Annotated in this window: 1 protein-coding gene; it reads right to left on the bottom strand. The window is 69.7% G+C overall.

The features are described 5' to 3' along the window. On the bottom strand, window positions 1-310 hold a 310-nt coding region (locus tag H5J33_RS36645; protein WP_309485590.1), incomplete at both ends, for a ketoacyl-synthetase C-terminal extension domain-containing protein.

Below are 310 nucleotides of genomic sequence, written 5' to 3'. Positions count from 1 at the left end.
GGGAAGCAGCCCCTGGTACTCGACGGTGGCGGCTTCCGGTTCGGGGCCCTGTTCGACGATCACGTGGGCGTTGGTGCCGCTCATGCCGAAGGAGGAGACGGCGGCCCGGCGCGGCCGGTCGAGGGCGGGCCACTCCCGTTCCTCGGTCAGCAGCTCCACGGCTCCGGCGGACCAGTCCACATGCGACGACGGCGCATCGACATGCAGGGTCTTGGGCAGGACACCGTGCCGCAACGCCATCACCATCTTGATGACGCCACCCACACCGGCAGCCGCCTGGGCATGGCCGACGTTCGACTTCAACGAGCCG

This window comes from Streptomyces sp. WELS2 (assembly GCF_013870595.1).
Classification (GTDB): Bacteria; Actinomycetota; Actinomycetes; order Streptomycetales; family Streptomycetaceae; genus Streptomyces.
This window is presented reverse-complemented; position numbering and strand designations above follow the sequence as displayed.